The organism is Chromobacterium sp. Rain0013 (genome assembly GCF_015291765.1).
GTDB classification, from domain to species: domain Bacteria; phylum Pseudomonadota; class Gammaproteobacteria; order Burkholderiales; family Chromobacteriaceae; genus Chromobacterium; species Chromobacterium haemolyticum.
The window spans coordinates 3,893,582-3,910,766 of record NZ_CP031514.1 but is presented as its reverse complement, the minus strand read 5'-3'; the positions used below and the strand labels follow the sequence as shown (position 1 = coordinate 3,910,766).

At 60.8% G+C, this 17,185-nt stretch carries 17 protein-coding genes; 14 read left to right on the top strand and 3 right to left on the bottom strand.

Annotated elements, in window-relative coordinates:
• The first annotated feature begins 95 nt into the window (after positions 1–95).
• The 14 genes from DXT74_RS17920 (at position 96) to DXT74_RS17855 (ending at position 13,635) form a co-directional block, all read left to right on the top strand.
• Positions 96–728: a response regulator gene (locus DXT74_RS17920; protein WP_194426651.1), complete on the top strand. Its 633-nt coding sequence runs from the start codon at positions 96–98 to the stop codon at positions 726–728.
• 295 nt (positions 729–1,023) lie between these two features.
• Positions 1,024–1,854 carry an alpha/beta hydrolase gene (locus DXT74_RS17915; protein ID WP_194426650.1) on the top strand — a complete coding sequence of 277 codons (831 nt, stop codon included), beginning with the start codon at positions 1,024–1,026 and terminating at the stop codon, positions 1,852–1,854.
• 267 nt (positions 1,855–2,121) lie between these two features.
• Positions 2,122–2,781, top strand: a complete 660-nt coding sequence (locus tag DXT74_RS17910) for a hypothetical protein (protein ID WP_194426649.1) — start codon at positions 2,122–2,124, stop codon at positions 2,779–2,781.
• Between the two features lie 112 nt (positions 2,782–2,893).
• Positions 2,894–3,583, top strand: a complete 690-nt coding sequence (locus tag DXT74_RS17905) for a fimbria/pilus chaperone family protein (RefSeq protein WP_196783786.1) — start codon at positions 2,894–2,896, stop codon at positions 3,581–3,583.
• Positions 3,584–3,641: 58 nt separating this feature from the next.
• The gene (locus DXT74_RS17900; RefSeq protein WP_194426648.1) at positions 3,642–6,035 is read left to right on the top strand and encodes a fimbria/pilus outer membrane usher protein; all 2,394 of its coding nucleotides are present in this window, start codon (positions 3,642–3,644) and stop codon (positions 6,033–6,035) included.
• 14 nt (positions 6,036–6,049) lie between these two features.
• A complete protein-coding gene (locus DXT74_RS17895) occupies positions 6,050–6,607 on the top strand; it encodes a hypothetical protein (RefSeq protein WP_194426647.1) in 558 nt (185 codons plus the stop codon).
• Positions 6,608–7,091: 484 nt separating this feature from the next.
• A complete protein-coding gene (locus DXT74_RS17890) occupies positions 7,092–7,457 on the top strand; it encodes a hypothetical protein (RefSeq protein ID WP_194426646.1) in 366 nt (121 codons plus the stop codon).
• A gap of 82 nt (positions 7,458–7,539) precedes the next feature.
• On the top strand, positions 7,540–8,871 hold the full coding sequence (locus tag DXT74_RS17885) for an amidase (RefSeq protein ID WP_194426645.1): 1,332 nt from the start codon (positions 7,540–7,542) through the stop codon (positions 8,869–8,871).
• An 11-nt stretch (positions 8,872–8,882) separates the two neighbouring features.
• Positions 8,883–9,194 (top strand): DUF1484 family protein, encoded by a 312-nt coding sequence (locus tag DXT74_RS17880; protein ID WP_043639985.1) that lies wholly within the window; start codon positions 8,883–8,885, stop codon positions 9,192–9,194.
• A gap of 287 nt (positions 9,195–9,481) precedes the next feature.
• On the top strand, positions 9,482–9,814 hold the full coding sequence (locus DXT74_RS17875; RefSeq protein ID WP_081551239.1) for a hypothetical protein: 333 nt from the start codon (positions 9,482–9,484) through the stop codon (positions 9,812–9,814).
• 74 nt (positions 9,815–9,888) lie between these two features.
• A complete protein-coding gene (locus DXT74_RS17870; protein WP_194426644.1) occupies positions 9,889–10,512 on the top strand; it encodes a thiol:disulfide interchange protein DsbA/DsbL in 624 nt (207 codons plus the stop codon).
• 260 nt (positions 10,513–10,772) lie between these two features.
• Positions 10,773–11,936: a cell division protein ZapE gene (gene zapE, locus DXT74_RS17865; protein WP_043639979.1), complete on the top strand. Its 1,164-nt coding sequence runs from the start codon at positions 10,773–10,775 to the stop codon at positions 11,934–11,936.
• Positions 11,937–11,948: 12 nt separating this feature from the next.
• Complete coding sequence (locus tag DXT74_RS17860) at positions 11,949–12,530, top strand: uracil-DNA glycosylase family protein (protein ID WP_194426643.1); 582 nt, start codon at positions 11,949–11,951, stop codon at positions 12,528–12,530.
• A 184-nt stretch (positions 12,531–12,714) separates the two neighbouring features.
• Positions 12,715–13,635, top strand: a complete 921-nt coding sequence (locus tag DXT74_RS17855) for an alpha/beta fold hydrolase (RefSeq protein WP_194426642.1) — start codon at positions 12,715–12,717, stop codon at positions 13,633–13,635.
• Between the two features lie 114 nt (positions 13,636–13,749).
• On the opposite strand, the gene efp is transcribed toward DXT74_RS17855, so the two are convergent.
• From efp to DXT74_RS17840, 3 genes are all read right to left on the bottom strand, one after another.
• Positions 13,750–14,313 carry an elongation factor P gene (gene efp, locus DXT74_RS17850; protein ID WP_019103034.1) on the bottom strand — a complete coding sequence of 188 codons (564 nt, stop codon included), beginning with the start codon at positions 14,311–14,313 and terminating at the stop codon, positions 13,750–13,752.
• A 61-nt stretch (positions 14,314–14,374) separates the two neighbouring features.
• Positions 14,375–15,520 (bottom strand): elongation factor P maturation arginine rhamnosyltransferase EarP, encoded by a 1,146-nt coding sequence (gene earP / locus DXT74_RS17845; RefSeq protein ID WP_194426641.1) that lies wholly within the window; start codon positions 15,518–15,520, stop codon positions 14,375–14,377.
• A gap of 318 nt (positions 15,521–15,838) precedes the next feature.
• Entirely contained in the window at positions 15,839–17,140 is a 1,302-nt protein-coding gene (locus DXT74_RS17840) for a NupC/NupG family nucleoside CNT transporter (protein ID WP_039755819.1), read from the bottom strand.
• Positions 17,141–17,185: the final 45 nt, after the last annotated feature.

The window sequence follows — 17,185 nt, the reverse complement described above, 5'->3', positions numbered from 1 at the left end:
TGACTTGGCTAGGCGGTTGACCATATTCAGGATATTTGCTTAGCTATAAAAATAGAATGTCTTGAAAACAATTGTTTAAATTTCATGTGAACGACATGGCGACAGCGGAAATAAAAGTCTTCTTGGTGGATGACCACCCCTCAGTGCTCAGCGGCTTGGAGCACGCTTTGCAAGGGCAGCGCTCCATCCGCGTGGCGGGCAAGGCCAATAGCGCCACCGCTCTGTGGGACATGCTGGCCAGTCAGCCTTGCGACGTGCTGGTGTCCGATTATTCCATGCCCGGCTGTGAATCCGGCGACGGCGCGGCCATGTTCGAGCGCTTGCGCCGGCTGTACCCGGAACTGGGCATCGTGGTGCTCACCATGATGGACAACGCCCTGGTGGTGCGCTCGCTGCGCGGCTTGGGCATTCACTGCATCCTGAGCAAATCCGACGCCGTTGAGCACCTATTGCCGGCGGTTTACGGCGCCATGGCCAAAACGGCCTACTTCTCGCCGGCGGTGGAGCGTTTGCTGGAGGTCGACCACCTGGCCCAACCCGCCGACAAGCGTGCCTTGACCGCGCGCGAAGCCGAGGTGGTGCGGCTCTTTGTCGCCGGGCTCACCGTCAACGACATCGCCGCCAAACTCAAGCGCAGCAAGCAGACCATCAGCACCCAGAAAGCCAGCGCCATGCGGAAACTGGGCGCGGAACGCGACGCGGACCTCTTGCTGCTGTACAAGTCCTGATACCTTCCTTTTCTCCCGGCGGCCCTTCCTTGGGGCCGCTTCCCCGCCGCGGGTTCCCGCGCATCCTGCCTGTCTGCTAACGCATAGGCCGGTCAGTATAGTCGTTTTAGCGTGTGATCCCCGCTGAGCAGCGCGCATTTCGTACTGGTCAAATATCCCCCCGCACCGAGCATGGCTAAGCTGCCGGATTGGATTTCGCCTGGGCCTGAAAGACGGCAGGCAGGCGAGCATGGCGTTTAGATTGAACTGGGTGCTCTGTTGATGGCGGGTGGCGTTTTAAAGTCTGGCGGTGCGCATGGGCACGCTTAAAAAAATCCTGGTCTTGTTGGCCGCCGTTTTGCTGACGCTGAGCTTATGGGAGCTGGCGCAGCGTTGCTTCATCCTTAGTCCCTCGTATCAAACTGGCAAAACCCCGCAAGATTACGGCGTGACGTACCAGGAGACCTGGTTGCCGGTTGCCAAGACGGAAGGTGGCGGCCTGGTGCATGCATGGTGGTTGCCGGCCGAATCGCCCGCCGCGCCGGCGGTCTTGTTTCTACACGGCAACGACAGCACGCTGTACACCGATATTGATTTGATCCTCAGCCTGCGCCGGCTGGGCCTGGCGGTGATGGCGATCGACTACCGCGGCTACGGCGGCGGCGCCTGGTACTTGCCGTCGGAGCGCTCGGTTTACGCCGACGCCCGGGCCGCCTGGCAAGCGTTCATGAAGCTATCGCCGGAGGCGTCCAAGCATCTGGTGTACGGCCATTCCTTGGGCGGGGCCATCGCCATGGATTTGGCCGCGGTATCGCTGGGGGTGGACGGGGTGATTATCGACGGCGGCTTCTTGTCCATCGCGGGCATCGCCAAATCCTATACCGCTTCATGGCTGCCGTTTGACGCCCTGATCCGCCATAACTTCTCCTCCTATTCCAAACTGCCGGCCATTGCCGCGCCAAAGCTATTCATTCATTGCTCCGGCGACGAGGTGGTGCCGATCGAGTTGGGTGAACGTCTATATCAACTCAGTCCGCAGCCTAAAACCAAGTTGTTTATGCAAGGTGGTGATCATGATGGTTGTTATCGGCGTGCTGGCGCTGAGTGGGGTGGGCTAATTCGTACTATGGCAGAAGCGGCTGAGTAGCTTCTCATAAGTTTCTCGTTGTTTTCCTTGTCTGTTTGTTGTTTGTGCGTATTGATGATGTGTTTTTATGCTATTTGTTAACGATCGTGGTTAATGAATTTTTCATAAAGCGGACGTCGTATTTATTTAATGTTTAAAATAAGTATGTGCTTTTGGTTAATTCTCGCTGTATTTATAGTGCTGTAATTATTTCGTACTAGTCATATTTTTTTCTTGATGTCGGTGTGTATATTTCATGGTTCCAATCAACTTTAGTATGAGGTTTTTATGTTGAAATTAATCGGACTGGTTGTGGTGACTTCTAGCATTTTTTGTGTGGGAGTGGCCAGTGCGCAGGACCCTGTTTATCAACAGTCGACTCAATTTCATGTCAAGGGACTTATTAAGCCGACTGCGTGTAAATTGATTTTTGAGGGCGGGGATACCTGGGATTATGGCATTATTGCTAGTAGCGAGATTGATGCAGAAAGTGGCGGGGAGAAATTTATTAGAAGGGAGGGCGATACTCGAAAAATAACCATACAATGTGATAGCGATACTAGTGTTCGTGTCAAATTTGTTGATGCCTTTTCTGAAAACAAAGGAAGTAAAGGTGCGTTTGGCTTGAATAAGACATCTAATGACAAAAAATTTGGTATTCATTACTTCTCACTTCAAGGAGCCCCGGTGCTTACGGATAGTAGTGGCGCTGTAGATGGTGCTGTCTTTGGGCGTAGTGAGAATCAAGATAATTGGCATAAGGTTGGGTTCAATCATGATTGGGTGTGGGCTGATAATTTCTATACGCCTATAACTCAGGAAGGCGTGCCTGTTCCATTTACAAGTCTGACCACAGCTATTAAATCGGTTGTTGCATTAAATAAGGGTTTGGGGTTGGTTGAGGAAGAGGAATTTAGAGGGACGGTTACTATGGAGTTGTGGTATTGACATCTAGTTAATTTTTCTTGTTATTAATGGCTTTGTGCTGATTTTGCTGAGCCCTTTATTAACCCCCTTCTCTTGTTGTGTTTTCTTGACGGAGAAGGGGGGGTGGTGAGAAATGATTAAAATAATGCCGATGTTGTTTTTTGTTTTTGTAAATGTGGTTCTGGCAGCAGGGATGCAGCCGGAAACTACATTGGTACTGCTGGATGAGACGGATGGTAGTGGGTCGATTTTGGTGAAAAATACGGATAATTATCCTTTGCTTTTGTATTCCAAAATTGAAAATCTTCCAGAGCGTAATGAAAAGGACGTAATGATAATGCTGACGCCGCCGGTGGCACGCGTTGAACCTGGTGATCAGCAGCAAGTGCGATTTATGTTGGTGAATAAGAAGGGGCTGCAGACCCAGCAAATGAAACGGGTAATTTTTGAAGGGATTCCTCAAGGTTCCACAGGAAACTCTTCACAAGTGGCTATTTCTGTACGTCAGAACCTACCATTGATTATTCATCCTAAGAATTTGGCGGTACACCGCGAACCATGGAAGTTGCTGAAATGGTCGATGGGAGCTGGGCAACTGCTACTGGAAAATGACAGCCCTTATGTGGTGCGGATGGCAGAGGTGGTACACCTCAAGCCGCAGGGTACTGCGGTGCAGTTGGAGCATAACTATGTGCTGCCGGGGCAGAAGCTGTCGTTTCCAGTAGCAGATACAGAGGCCGAGGCGGTTACGCTGTATCCCGCGACCTTGTATAGCTATACGGTGGACAGCTACGACGCGCCTTTGACGGCCAAGGCCGGCTAAATTGGCGGTTTGGCAAGAGCTCCCGGCCTACTGTGGGCGTGGGGAGGCGTGGGCAGCCTTGCTGTTGGCCTTGGGCGCGACGCCGTCGCTGGCGCTGGGCGCGGAAGTGGCTGAAGACGCGATGTTCGACGCCGATGTCTTGCGCGCGCGCGGCCTGGACCCGGCCTTGGCCGAGTACTTTCGCGGCAAGCCGCGCTTTGCCGAGGGCCGGCAGCTGGTGAGCTTGTCGCTCAATGGCGAGGCATTGGGCGAGGTGGAGGCGGAGTTCGACGCGCAAGGCCAGTTGTGCTTCAGCCCGGCTTTGTTGGAACAGGCGCGTTTGCAAGGTCCGCCGCCGGATGAGGCGGAGGGCGTCTCCGTGGCGCCGGCCTGCTACGACTTTGTCGGCGCTTGGCCGCAGACCCAGGTGCAGTTGAACCCCAACCTGAACCGGGTGGCGCTGTTGGTACCCACCGCGGCCATCCTGCCGCGGCCGCAAGAAGAGATTCAGCTGGAAAGCGGCGGCGTCGGCGGCATGCTGAACTACGACCTCAGCGCGAGCAGCTATCAGGGACTGGGCAGCGGCAGTCGCAGTTTGTCGCTGGACACCGAGGCTGGCCTCAACGTTGGCGACTGGATTGTACGCAGCCGCCAGTTCTATTACTCCAATAACGGCCAAGGGCAGTTCAGCGACTTGGGCGCTTACGCCCAACGCTCCTTCGTTTCCCAGCGCGCGCGTCTGCAGTTGGGCGTGATCAATGTCGACAGTCCGCTGTTTGCCGCTGGCCAGTTGCTGGGCGCGCAATGGACGCCGGAGAGCGGACTGGAGCAGGGCGGCCCCGGCGCGCGGGTGGAGGGCATCGCCAATAGCGTGGCGCGGGTGGAGGTGCGGCAGGCGGGAGTGTTGATCCATATTGCGCAAGTGCCGGCCGGGCCCTTCTCTTTTGACCATATCCGCCTCAACAACCGCCATGTCGATCTGGAAGTGACGGTGGTGGAAAGCGACGGCGGCGAGCGGCGTTTCATCGTGCCGGCGGCAAGCTTGGCGCTGGATGCGGCCGCGCCGCTGGGCTATTCGCTGGCCATGGGGCGTTTGCGCGATGTTGCCGACGACGGCGTGGAACCCTTGCTGCTGACCGGTTCCGGCAGTTGGGCGCTGGGGCAACGGGCGCAAGGGACGTTGGGTGCGCTGAGCACGCCGCAATACCAGGCCCTGGGCCTGGGGGCGGATGTCGGCCTGGGCGCGGACACCAGCTTGAGCGCGCGCGGGGTGGCTTCCCTGGCGCGGGAAGAGGGCGTGTTTGGCCATCAATCCAACTGGGCGATGAGCACGCGGATGAGCGAGGCGATGAGTGCGTCTTTGTCCGCCTCGTTTCAGTCCGAGGGCTACCGCGATCTGGGCGAGGCGACGACGGCTTATGGTCGAGAACAGGCCGGCGAAGCGCGCAAGCGCCGCACCCGCGCCCAGTATTCGGCCTCCCTGGGCTGGAGCCATCAGCGCGCCGGCAGCTTCCGGCTGTCCTATTCCACCAGCCGCAGCTTTGACGGACATGTCACCAGCCGCTGGCTGGGCAGCTGGGGCAAGTCTTTCAAGCGGATGTCGCTGAATCTGAACGTGGAGAACGGCCGCAATTCCTTTGACGGCCGCCGTTATCAAGCCTGGTATCTGAATTTCAGCATGCCGCTGGAAAAGCGCCGCATCAACAGCACGGTGCGCAGCAGCGGCGGCGACACCAGCCTGAATACCTCGGTCAGCGAAACCGTCAATGAGTATTGGGGCTATCAGCTGAGCGCGGAACAGAGCCGCCGCGGCACCGGGGTGAGCGCCAATGTCAACGTGCAACCGCGTTACGCCAGCGCCCGGCTGGGCATGGGGCAGAACTACGCCGGCCGCCATTTTTCCGCCGGGCTGAGCGGCGGCCTGGCCTTCCACCGCGACGGCGTCACCGCCTCCCCGGCGCAGATCCAGGACAGCTTTGGCGTATTGTCCACCGGCAAGGTGTCCGGGGTGCGGGTCAACACGCCGGGCGGCGCGGTATGGACCGATGCCGGCGGCCGCGCGGTGATCCCCAGCTTGACGGCTTACGACGTCAGCCGGCTGGAAGTGGATGTGAAAAGTCTGCCGCGCACGGTGGAGCTGAAGAACGGCTACAAGGAGCTGAAAGTTAGTCGTGGCGCGGTGCGTCATGTTGAATTCGATGTGTTCCAGACCCGCCGCGTGTTGTTGGAGGTCAAGGATAGCTTGGGCCAGCCGCTGAGCGCCGGCGGATCGGTGCTGACGGCGGACAATCGCTTCGTCACTACCGTGGTGGAGGGCGGCAAGGTGTTTCTGGACAATGCCGAGCCAGGACAGGCGCTGACCGTGACCACGGCCAACGGCAACCGTTGCCAGCTGGATTTCACGCTGCCGGAGACGGTGGACGAGCAGGTGTTTTACGAGCAATTGGACGCGGTATGCCGGGCGGAAGCGTGAGCGAGGAGCATGGAATGAAGTCGATGATTAAGCGGGCAACGGCCGGTCTGGCCGGCCTGCTCTTGTGCCAGGCTGTCTTGGCCGGCAACTGCGTGATGCGCTTGAGCGGCGAGCAACTAGATTACGGTGTGTTGAACAAGGGCCAGACCGCGCGTTCCTCCGCCGGGATGCTGGCCTTGGGCAAGCGGCGGATGACGCTGAGCATCCAATGCGAGGCGCCAATCGCCATCCGGTTGCGGCTGGAGGCGGAGCCGGCCGCCAAGGGCATGGCGTTATGGAGCGGCAAGGGCCACTACCGGATGACCATGGGCGCGGCGCAGCTGGACGGCCAGCCGGTGTTGCTGGCCGCCGCGCGCACCGAACAGGCGGCGTTGGAGCCGGCCGCGGCGGAGGTGGCGGTGGACGCCGAACATACAATATGGGCGGTGGCGGACGGCAAGCCGGCGCGCGGCAAGCTGTTCACGGCGCAAATCTGGGTGGACGCGCAAGTGGCGGCCAATGCGCTGCGCGCCCGCGATGTGGAGCATTTGAGCAGTGGCGGGCGCTTGCTGTTGGAGAAGGGGGAGTCCTAAGAATGAGTTTACGATCTCGCGAGCTAAGGTGAGACAAGGCGAAAATAGCTGAGAAAGCGGAGTGTACACACGGTACATGAGCATTTTGAAGACGTTTTCAACGCCGTATCGCCGACGCGCAGCGGATCGTAAACAGGTTCTAAGCTGTAGACGCTCAGACCTGCTCTGACAGTCTCTCTATTCCGCTTGCAGCCTGTCCGGGCGGGTGTCATCGGCTTGACGCTCCGCCCCCGTCTCAGTACTCTTTGCCTCGCGCTGCGCCAAATAACGCCGCGCCGGGCAGGCAAGCCTATTTTTCCCTTATTCGCAGACAAGCAAAGTCCGTCTGGACTGCGTACGTCTGTTGCCACGCATCTGCATCTGAGCAGGGCGTGGCAGGGAGCTCCTTTGGAGCTGCCGGCCTTAATAAGGGAACCGGTCTTGCCACCTTGTCACGCTCCTGCTCTTATCCGAGCAGGCTTCCAAAGCTGACTTGGAGACTGCAATGACTCCACTGTTTTCCCTCCTTCCTTTAGCCAAACCGCCTCCGGGCAACGGACAAGATCAACTGCGCCTGCGGTCCCAAACCTTGGATGCTTGTGCGCTGGCCTTGAACGGCTTCTCTCTATTGCGTTCCACCTTGGCTGCACTCCAGGCCAAGTCCATTCCCGGCTCACATCAATATGTATTGACGCGTTTATCCATCGAAGTGCTGGATGATTACGCCGCTCGCCTGCGACAACTCAGTTCCACTGCTCAAGATGAGCGGCAGGGAGCGGCGTCATTGCCTTTCCAGACAAGCGTCGGCGGAGGCGCGCGCGCCAATGCTACGGCCGTGGCGTCCGTTCGCGGCCTCAAGCGCTCAATCTAGGCGTTCAATCGCCTGCCGTCTTTAGGAGAGCCTTATGTCGCAATGCCATGAGTTTGCCACGTGTCACAGCAAGGCGTTTGTCATGAAGCCCACCGTGATGCAATTGCACAGGGACTTGCTGTCAGGCAATACCAGCAGCGTGGCGCTGACGGAGCAGGCGCTGGCCGCCATCGCCAGCCACCAGGAGGCCGGCGAGCGGGCTTTCACCCTGGTGGACGCCAAAGCCACGCTGGCCACGGCCCGGCAGGTGGACGCCGCCGGGGTCTATCCCACTCCGCTGGCGGGTATTCCCGTATCGGTCAAGGATCTATTCGATATCCAGGGCCAGGTCACCACCGCCGCTTCCCTCGTGTTCACGCACAACCCGCCGGCGTCCCGGGATGCTGCCGTGGTGGCGACGCTGCGCGCCGCCGGCGCGGTGTTGCTGGGGCGTACTAATATGAGCGAGCTCGCATGCTCCGGCCTGGGGCTGAATTCGCACTACGGCACGCCGCTTAATCCCGGAGATCCGGAGCGCGTGGCGGGCGGCTCCAGTTCCGGCGCGGCGGTCAGCGTGGCCCTGGGCATGAGCGCGGCCGGGCTGGGCATCGATACTGGCGGCTCCGCGCGAATCCCCGCCGCCTTTTGCGGCCTGGTTGGCTTTAAACCCACCGCGCGGCGGGTGCCGATGCAGGGCTGCCTTCCTTTATCGCCGTCGCTGGACTCCGTTGGAACGCTGGCGCGTTCGGTTTCTTGCTGCGCCATCCTGGACGCGGTGCTCAGCGGCGGCTGGACGCCCTCCCACGCGCGCGGCCAGCCGCCCGATGTAAAAAAACGCCGTTTCTACGTGACTGACGATTATCTTTCCGAGCACGTGGACTCCGCCGTGGCGCAGGCCTTTGACGACGCCCTGGCACGCCTGTCTCAGGCTGGCGCTCGCATTATCCGTTTCGATTTTCCCGAGTTGGAGCGGATTGCGGACATGGAGGCTCAAGGCGGGTTGGCGGCGGCGGAGGCTTGGCGGTGCCACGGCCCGTTGCTGGAGGGCGAGGGCTGCGCTTGCTATGACCGGCGCATTGTCCGAGACCTGCGACAAGGGGCCGGCCTGAGCGCGGTCAGGTATCAGGAACTGATGGAGCAACGCCGCGAGCTGCAAGCCGCTGCCGCGTATCGCTTGTCCATGGCCGACGCCTGGCTGATGCCCACGGTGGCGATTTTGCCGCCCAAGCTGGCGGAGTTGGAGAACGAGGACGTTTACGCACGCCTGAACCGGCTGGTTCTGCGCAACAGTGCCGTCGTCAATCTGTTGGACGGCTGCGCGGTGAGCTTGCCGCTGACGGATCAGATTGGTTTGAGCGTGTGCGGGCTGCATGGCCGCGACTCCCATATTTTGAAAATAGCCGCCGGCGTTGAACACGCGCTGGCTCACCCATAAGGAGAGCGGCGATGAAAGACCAATTGCCCGTGATGGAGCAACTGAAACAACTGAATCAGGATTTGCTCGAGGCCCGGCCGGATCAGACCGCGTTGTCTCAGCTTGGCCGGCAGATGGCCGAGCAGTGCGCGGAAATGGACGCTTGCCTGTTGCAAGGCTTGATGGAGATTCGTTCGGCTCATGTCGGCTTGCAAGCCATCCTGACCTTGCTGCAACGCCGCGACGAGCCCTTGCTGTTTAGCAGCGAGGAGGCGGTGGCTTTGCTGGAACCGGTGCAACAGCGTCTGTATCACGGCTTGAACGGTCTTAACCGCCTGGTTTGAGCCTTGCTTCCGCGCCCGCAATAAAGCGTGGCTGAGCCGGCTTTTCGTACTGGTCAGATATTTTTTCGCGGAGCGTTTGCGCATACTTTGCCCATCTTATGCGGCGTTCTTTGCATAGGGTCTCACGCCGATCCCCCGGTGTTGAGCTGCCTAGTGTCTATTGCAAACCCATCATGTTTGCCTCCCTCTCCCTGCGTGGAGAGGGATATTTTTTTAACCGGAACCCCGCTCCGGCCTGTCGGCATGCGCTGATCGCGCCGTTTGCGAGCCATCTGCCAGGAGAACGCATGAACTTCAATATGAATGCCGCCCAGTTCCAGCACAAATTGGCCGAAATGGAGGAGGAAAACCTCATGCTGCGCTTGCAGCTGGATGTTTACCGCGATGAGCTGTTCAAGAAGTACGAGTCGTTTCTCGATGAGAAACTGACAACGGAAATGGAGAAAAAACTGAGCTTGGACGTGCGCAAGGCGGAGGCGGACATGCGGCATAGGTTGCAAGAGGAAATCAAGCTGCTGAAGGAGGAGCTGCAGCGCCTGCGTGGGCCGGCCAAATCCGAAATCAAGCTGAACAAGGTGGACAAGGCGGTTGAGGTGCCGACTTTGTTGGCCACGGCCTGAGAGTTAACCCCGCCCTTGAACGCGAGGCATGTACTGAGACGGAGCCCGACGGCGGAATCAATGGAGTGTAGTGAATGAGAGCGTTACTGTTGTTGTGTTGGTTTGTTCTGGCGCTGGGCGCGGCGCAAGCGCAGATCGTGGTAGGGAAGGATTACCTGGTGTTGCCCAAACCGCATCCGGTGTCCAGCGGCGAGCAGATTGAGGTGGCGGAGTTTTTCTCCTACCCATGCCGACATTGCTACTCTCAAGACGCCGCGATATCCGCCTGGCTGAAGACCCAGCCAGCGGACGTGCGCGTGGTGCGCAAGCATGTGGTGTGGGGCAAACCGATGGAAGGGTATGCGCGGGTGTTCGCCACCTTGAACGTGTCCGGCCTCTCGGACCGTTTGCATGGCGCGGCCTTCCGCGCGGTGCAGCATGACAAGGTCGATCTGAGCAAGGAAGCGGAGTTTGAGAAGTGGTTGCGCCGCCAGCCGGGCGTGGACGTTGCCAAGACCATGGCGGTGTATCGATCCTTCGCGGTGAAGGCTCAAGTGGAGGCTATCGCCCAGTTCACCAAGGATTACCGGATCTTCAGCACGCCCATGCTGGTGGTGGACGGCAAGTACGCGATTGCCGCGGCCCCGCCGGAGCGTACGCGGGAGGTGCTGGACGCCTTGCTGAGCAAGGTGCGGGCGCAAAGAGACGGTTTAGTCTGAGAACCTGTTCATAGTCTGCTGCGCTTCGTGAAGCGTCGCACGGTGAGTACAAGCTCAAAATGCTCATGTACCACGTGACCATTCCGCTTTTTCGCTTGTTTTCGCCTTGTCTCGCCCTAGCTCGCGAGACTTTGAACAGGTTCTGAGTCTGTTCTAAAGAACGCCGCCCCTTTCGGGCGGCGGCATCGTTTTTGCCCCCGTGCGCAAACGGGGTATGATGTCAGGCCGTACGTTTATTGCGCTTGCACACTCCGCCGCCCATGTCTCAGCACACTTTCTCCCCGGATGGGAACGCCCATCTCAGCCCCAAGGCCTGGTATCAGGCCGCCAGCGAAAAACCCGGTTTCATCCACGACGAGGCCCAGGCCGCGGCGATTGAGGAGCTGGACTTGCTGTGGCACCAACTGGTGGAGTTCAAGAACAAGCGCAACCGCTTCCTTGGACGCAGCCTGCGCAGCCCGGATGTGCCCAAGGGCCTGTATTTCTGGGGCGGGGTGGGGCGCGGCAAGAGCTTTCTGATGGACGCCTTCTACGCCTGCGTGCCGTACCGCCGCAAGCGTCGCATTCATTTCCACAACTTCATGGCCGAGGTGCACCGCGAGCTGCGCGCGCTGGCCGGCAGCAAGGACCCGCTGCTGGCTTATGCCGACAAGATCGCCCGCGACACCCGCCTGCTGTGCTTCGACGAGTTCCACGTCAGCGACATCGCCGACGCGATGATGCTGGGCCGGCTGCTGTCGGCGCTGTTCGAGCGCGGCGTGGTGCTGGTCACCACCTCCAACTACGCGCCGGACGGCCTCTATCCCAACGGCCTGCAACGGCAGAACTTCCTGCCCACCATCGAGTTGATCAAGCGCGAGCTGAAAGTGCTGAACGTGGACGGCGGCAACGACTACCGGTTGCGAGAGTTGACGCGCGAGCCGCTGTTCATGGTGCCGGCGAACGCGGCCAGCGAGGAGAAAATGGAGCAGCTGTTCCAGCGCCTGAGCCACGGCGTGGAGCAGAAGAAACGCTCCATCCAGGTGCTGGGCCGCGAGATTCCGGTCAAGCGTCTGGCCGCCGGGGTGATCTGGTTCGATTTCCTGGCCCTGTGCGACGGCCCGCGCGCGCAAACCGACTACCTGGAAATCGCCACCGAATACCATACCGTCTTTGTTAGCGGCATTCCCAAGATCACCGCGCGCGAGGCCTCCATCGCCCGCCGCTTCACCTGGCTGGTGGACGTGTTCTACGACAACCGCGTCAAGCTGGTGGCCTCCGCCGCCGCCGAGCCGGAGCAGCTGTACACCGAAGGGGTGCAGGCCGGCGAATTCTTCCGCACCGCCAGCCGGCTGACCGAAATGCAGTCACGCAGCTATCTGGAGCTGCCGCACCAGTCCGTCGGCCAGACTCACGACCAGCCGCCGGCCGGCGTGGTGCTGTAAACGGCGACGCGCATGAACGCCGGCGGCCTGCTCCAAGAAGTGAGAGCTTGCCGGCTGTGCGCGGACAAGCTGCCGCATGGTCCGCGCCCGGTGCTGCAGTGGCATCCGGATGCGCGCATCCTGATTGCCGGCCAAGCGCCGGGGCGGCGCGTGCATGCGTCCGGCCTGCCGTTCGACGACCCCAGCGGCGAGCGTTTGCGCGATTGGCTGGGCGTGGACAAAACGGTGTTTTACGATGAGACCCGCATCGCCATTCTGCCGATGGCTTTCTGTTACCCCGGCACCGGCAAGTCCGGGGATCTGCCTCCGCCTCCGCAATGCGCGGCCGCCTGGCGTCAGCCCTTGCTGGCCGGCCTGCCTCATCTGCAATTGACGATTTTGCTGGGTCAGTACGCCCAGCGGTATCACCTGCCTGGCCGTTATCCGCGGCTGACCGAGGCGGTGGAGCGCTGGCGCGAGCACTGGCCGGCGCTGTTGCCCTTGCCGCACCCCAGCCCGCGCAATCAACTGTGGCTGCGCCGCCATCCCTGGTTCGAGGCCGAACTGCTGCCGGCTTTGCAGCACAGGGTGGCAGAGGTGCTGGAGCGCGGCTGAGAACCGGTTTACGATCTGCTGCGCGCTGTGAAACGTGGCTCGGTGAGTGCAACTTCGAAATGCTCATGTACCACGTGTACATTCCGCTTTCTCAGCCGTTTTCGCCTTGTCTCGCTCTTGCTCGCGAGACTGTGAACAGACTCTAAGCACTATTCACCATCGATGGATTTCCAAGGAGGTTGCAATGTGGCGACGCTGGATCTGGAATGGCAAGCAACGATTGTTTGACTGGGGAGTGCGCCAGCAGCGGCGCTGGGCCGGGCTGAAGCCGCGACGGCGCAGGCTGGAGCAGGGTGAATTGAGCTGGTTGGAGCGCGCCGCGCCGGCGGGCGCGCCGGTGCTGGTGCTGCTGCATGGCTTTGGCGCGGAAAAAGACCACTGGGCGATGCTGGCGCGTCGCCTGCCCAAGTCATTCCGGCTGATAGCACCAGACTTGCCAGGCCACGGCGACAGCATGTCCAACCTGGACATCAGCTACCGAGTGGAGGCGCAAGCGGATCGGCTGCGCGTGTTTCTGGAGGTTTGGGGCGTGGAGCATGTCCACTTGATCGGCAATTCCATGGGCGGCGCCATCGCCGCCAACTTCGCCGCGCGTTATCCGCGGCACGTGGCCAGCCTGACCCTGCTCAACGCCGCCGGCGCCGGTTCCGGCAACGGTGACAACGCTAGTGAAATGGCTGGGCTGTGGCAGAGCAGCGGCGAGAACCCGCTGCTGGACATGAGCAGCGCGGACGGAGTGCGGGCGATGCTGCACTGGGCGATGTACCGGCCGCCGCCGGTGCCCGGCTTCGCCATCGAGGTGACGGCGGCGCGCAAGGCGGAACGCGTTGAGGTGGAGCGCAAGATTTTCGACGACCTGTTAGACAGCGTGGACCAGCGGCCCTTGCTGGCAAGCATCCAGGCGCCGACTTTGATCGTCTGGGGCCGCGAGGACCGCATCCTGCATGTGGAGGACGCGGATTGCTTCGCCGCCGCCATCGCCGGCAGCGAAAAGCGGGTGTTGGAGCGGGTGGGTCATCTGCCGATGATGGAGCAGCCGCGCCAGGTGGCGGAGCTGTGGCTGGATTTTGCGCGGAGGCGGGTCTTGCAGGCAGGGCAGGGCTAAGTGCTGGCCTCGATTGCGATCGGGTGCTGAGGCGCGGTCCGACATCGCTCAAAACAAAAGCCGCCCGGCGCATTGGCGCGAGGCGGCTTTGGGCACTGCGAAGCAAGAGGGCGCTTAGGCGCGCTTCTTGAATTCGTTGGTGCGGGTGTCGATTTCGATCTTTTCGCCGGTGTTGACGAAGGCCGGAACCTGAACTTCGAAGGTGGTGCCCACCAGGCGAGCCGGCTTCAGCACTTTGCCGGAGGTGTCGCCGCGTACGGCCGGTTCGGTGTATTCCACTTCGCGGATCACGGTGGTCGGCAGTTCAACGGAGATGGCCTTGCCGTCGTAGAAGGTCACTTGGCACACTTCTTCCATGCCGTCGACGATGTAGTTCAGCGTGTCGCCCAGGTTGTCGGCTTCCACTTCGTACTGGTTGAATTCGGTGTCCATGAACACGTACATCGGATCGGCGAAGTAGGAGTAGGTGCAGTCCTTGCGGTCCAGCACGATGACGTCGAACTTGTCGTCTGCGCGATATACGGCTTCGCTGCCGGCGCCGGTCAACAGGTTCTTCATTTTCATTTTCACAACGGAGGCGTTGCGGCCGGATTTGCTGAATTCAGCCTTCTGCACGACCATCGGGTCGCTGCCTACCATGAATACGTTGCCGGCGCGGAGTTCTTGTGCGGTTTTCATTACTAAAAGTCCCAAACTCTTGATTGAAGTCGGAAAAAAGGTTTCCGAAAAACGGCGTATTTTAGCCGATTTCCCGGACAAAGTGCAGTAGTCTGTCGCCCAGATCACCGTCCGCCAGCAATTTTTCCGGCCAGATGGCGGCGTGTTCGCGCCATGCGGGCAGCCATGCGGCCAATTCCGTCCATGCGGCGGCCATATCGGCGCCGTGGTTCCAGGCATGGCTGGCGGCGGTCAGCGCTCGCGCCGCTCCGGCGGGCAGCGCCGCGCCGTACTGTGACAAAAAGGCATCAAGCTTGGCCAGATGGGCGTCGTCGTCCTGCGGGTAGATGTGCCAGAGAAACGGCCTGCCCGCCCATTGCGCCCGCACGAAGCTGTCTTCGCCTCGCACCAGATTAAGGTCGCAGGACCACAGCAGCAGGTCGTAGCTGTCCTGGTCGGTCATCGGCAACACTTTGACCGTCAACGAGCCCTGGCGCGCCAGCATACCGGCGCGCAATGGGTAGCCGAAGACGCGGGCCGCGTCCGGCAGCGCCTTGCCTTCCGGCAATAGGCAGGTCACCCGGCGTTCGCCCAACGCCCAGGCGGCCAGGAGGCTGGTGATGGCCGGGTTTTCATAGGCGAACAGGCTGACTCGCCATTCGTCCGCGGCCGGTTCCGGCAGCTCCAGTAGCTGCCAGTAGGCGCGGCGCGCTAGCGTGTCGTCCTGCCATTGGCGGCGGACGTCTAGCAGGCCCTGCTCGCAAATCAGGCCGCCGGTATCCGCACCGAAGCCGGGAAAAAAGAAGTGCTTGGTCAGCGGCAAGCGCGGGTGGGGAGAGGGTTGGCGGTGGCAGCCACGTGTCCAGTCTTCCGCCGACAGGTATTCCAGATTGATCCACACGGGCTTGATCGCCTTGGCCGCCATCGCCTGTTCAAAGCCTTCCGGCAAGCGGCAGCCGAAGGCCTCGATCACCACGTCGGCAGGCATGGTGTCGGCCGGCGGACCGTCCGCCGGCCAGTGACGGATGTCGATGTCGGCCAGGCGCTGGGCCGGCAGGGCCGGGTCCAGATCGGGCGCGATACGGGCGAAGCTGGCCAGGTCGTCCACCCACAGCCGCACTTCCAGCCCAAAGTCGTGGGCCAGCCGGCGCGCCAGCCGCCAGGCGACACCGATGTCGCCGTAGTTGTCGACCACGGCGCAGAAGATATCCCAGTGTTTGCGTTCCATTAGCGGTGCCGCGCGTGAAAATGGCGGCAGCTTAGCACGCCGCCGCGGATTAATGAAAAACCCCGCGATGGAGCGCGGGGTTGCATAAAGATTAAGACGCCGCGCACAAAGGCCTGAGTTCGTAGCGTGGGCAAGTCCTTTGGGCTTGCCCACGCTACAACTAGATCAAAACGCGGTGATTGTTTTTAGAACCGGTTTACGATCTCCCGAGACAAGGCGAAACCGGCTGAGAAAGCGGAATGTACGCGTGGTACATGAGCATTTCGAAGCCGCTTTCAACGCCGTATCGCCGACGCCCAGCAGATCGTAAACCGGTGCTTAGAAAATGGACATCCACAGGCCGGCGGTGGTCGCGGTCATGAAGCCCGCCATCACCGCGGCGGCCAGCGCGCGCATGCCGATCTGGGCCAGTTCCTTCTGTCGCGACGGGGCCAGCGCGCCGATGCCGGCGACGCAAATGCCCACCGAGCTGAAGTTGGAGAAGCTGGACAGCGCGAAGGTGGAAATCAGGATGGCTTGAGGCGATAGGGTGCCGGCGGCCTTCATCTTGGCCAGGTCCAGGTAGGAGATGAACTCGTTGACCACGATCTTTTGGCCCAGCAGGCTGCCCACTTCCAGGGTTTCGTGCCAGCTCACGCCCATCATGAAGGCGAACACGCGGAAGGCCTGGCCAAACAGGTATTGCAATGTCAGCCCGTCGAACACGCCGTTGGTGGAGGCCTTGATCATCTCGTTGACGCCCAGCGCCGCGCCGATGCCGTCTTTCACGACGAAGTTGGCCAGCGCGATCATGGACACAATGGCCAGGATGATGGTGGCCACCGCGGCGGCCATCTTCATGCCGGACATCGCGCCGTTGACGATGGCGTTGATGAAGCTGCCCTGATCGTCTTCCTGGCTGTAGTCCAGCTTGTCGCTGGAGGTATGGCCGCGATCGGTTTCCGGGTAGATTATTTTGGCGAATACCGCGGCTGCCGGCGCGTTCATGAAGGAAGCCATCAGCAGATAGGTGGCGAACTTGGCTTGTTCCGCCGGATTGCTGCCGCCGAGGAAGGCGACATAGGCGGCCAGTACGCCGCCGGCCAGCGTGGACATGCCGGCAATCATCACGCAGGCCAGCTCGGAGCGGGTCATGTGCTTGATATAGGGGCGGATCAGCAGCGGGGCCTCGGTCTGGCCGAGAAAGATGTTGCCCGCCACGGTCAGACTTTCCGGGCCGGACAGCTTCATGCTGCGTTTCATCACCCAGGCCATGCCGGCCACCACGCGTTGCAGGATGCCCAGATGGTAGAGCAGGGCGCTGAAGGCGGAGAAGAAGATGATCACGGGCAAGACCATGAAGGCGAACAAGAAGCCCATGCTGCCGTTGGGTTTGGCCAGGTCTCCGAACACGAAGGTGGCGCCTTCGCCGGAGAAGGTCAGTACTTTGGCGAAGCCGGAGCCGAAGGCTTCGAACACCGCGCGCGCGGCCGGTACGTAGTTGATGACCAAGAACAGCGTGCTTTGCATGATCAGACCGATCAGCACGATGCGCCAGTTGATGGCTTTGCGATTGGTGGACAGCGCATAGGCGGTGCCCAGCAGGAACAACATGCCGACGAGAGCTTGTAAGGTATTCACGAACAACCCTGAGATGAAGGTGCGGAAGCTGACCGGCTGGCGCAT